Source organism: Microcoleus sp. PH2017_34_RAT_O_A, from assembly GCF_020737885.1.
In the GTDB taxonomy this organism is placed as follows: domain Bacteria; phylum Cyanobacteriota; class Cyanobacteriia; order Cyanobacteriales; family Microcoleaceae; genus Microcoleus.
Genome location: NZ_JAEQDD010000201.1, coordinates 1 through 1,500 on the forward strand (window position 1 = coordinate 1; position 1,500 = coordinate 1,500).

The window sequence follows — 1,500 nt, forward strand, 5'->3', positions numbered from 1 at the left end:
CTGTAGTTTAGACTAACTAAAGATGAGAACGGTGGCCCAAGAAGAACTAGAGCCACCGTTAAGGAGAGAATGAGGGTGAAAAATAAAAACCTATCCACTCCTTAAATGAACAGTGAACGATTAAAGGACTTTCGTCAAGAAGCATACGAGTTATTAGTACGAGGCAAGGATGCAACATTCGAGCTGATGGATGCAGTGATGACCACGCCCGAATGCAGCCTGTTTGGCGGAATTTTCGCTCAATCCATTATTCCATCGTCAATGGCCAAGCGTCTACGAGGCATTGCAAGACTGTAGACCAGACCGGAAAAAACTGATGCTGCTGTATCTGGAGCAATTACAGAAGGAAGCACCCTCAACGGAACACGTTTTAGTGGCAATCGATCATACTGCATGGGGCAGACCAGATGCCAAAACATTACAAGACAGAACCCATGAATATCACAAAGGCGTAATTATTGGACAGGGGTACAGTACAATTGCGTGGATACCCGAAGCAGAAGGAAGTTGGGCATTACCCCTACTACATGAACGAATTAGTAGTTGGTCTTCACCAATAGAAAAAGCAGCTTCCCAACTCAAACTTGTTTGTGAACAGAGCATCAATCCAGTCTTAGCAGTTTTAGATCGAGAATATGGCAATGCAAATTGGGTACTGGCGCAAGCAGATATTCAAGCTGATTGTTTAATGAGAGTCCGAAAGAATGCCTGAAGAGTGGTCAGAACCACCAGCATATAGTGGTCGCGGCAGACCACGCAAGCACGGGCAGAAAATGAGACTCAACGACCCAACCACATGGCTCCAAGCGGATACTGTGATTGAAATTGACGAACATCCAGATTTGGGACAAGTCCGAGTCACTCAATGGCTAGACTTACATTTTTATCGTGCGCCTGGACAGAGAGTCAATTTAATCCTCGTCGCAAGAATGAAGCTCATGTCAAATGGTCAGCCATTTCCACCCTTATGGTTGGCTTGGGTGGGAGAACGAACTCTCCCTCTAGAAACAGTCTGGTTCAAATATTTACGACGTTTTGGAGTAGATCATTGGTATAGGTTTGCCAAGCAACGACTACACTGGACATTGCCTAACCTGAGAACTCCCGAACAATCCGAGCGTTGGAGTGATTTAATGCCGTTGATGAGTTGGCAACTCTGGCTAGCTAGGGATTTAGTGGTTGAGAATGTATTACCTTGGCAATCTGCTACGATTAATTTAACCCCTGGACGTGTTGCTCAATCAATGTTGTCGCTTTTAGTTGACATTGGTACTCCCGCAAAAATGCCTAAACAGAGGGGAAAATCCCCTGGTTGGGAAAAAGGAAGGGTACGGACCAAGGCACCGTGCTATCCCACTGTGAAAAAACGGGTTTCTCGACGTAAAAAGTCTTCAAGATTAGTTATTTAATCTTCTCCCTCTTGAGTTTTTGAGTAACAGCTTGCCGGATATTCAAAGGCGGCTACTTTTGGCTGCAATCATTTTTTAGTCTAAACTACAG

General features: G+C 44.8%; 2 protein-coding genes. Both read left to right on the forward strand.

Features of this window, described 5'->3' with window-relative positions:
* Positions 1-316: 316 nt before the first annotated feature.
* Entirely contained in the window at positions 317-712 is a 396-nt protein-coding gene (locus tag JGK11_RS32680) for a hypothetical protein (RefSeq protein WP_293177072.1), read from the forward strand.
* A complete protein-coding gene (locus JGK11_RS32685; protein WP_293177074.1) occupies positions 705-1,409 on the forward strand; it encodes a hypothetical protein in 705 nt (234 codons plus the stop codon). The genes JGK11_RS32680 and JGK11_RS32685 overlap by 8 nt, the downstream gene beginning before the upstream one ends.
* Positions 1,410-1,500: the final 91 nt, after the last annotated feature.

What these genes read in the sequence shown, in the direction of transcription:
- JGK11_RS32685 (WP_293177074.1), top strand. Translation starts at nt 705, where the DNA reads ATGCCTGAAGAGTGGTCAGAACCACCAGCATATAGTGGTCGCGGCAGA.
- JGK11_RS32680 (WP_293177072.1), top strand. Translation starts at nt 317, where the DNA reads ATGCTGCTGTATCTGGAGCAATTACAGAAGGAAGCACCCTCAACGGAA.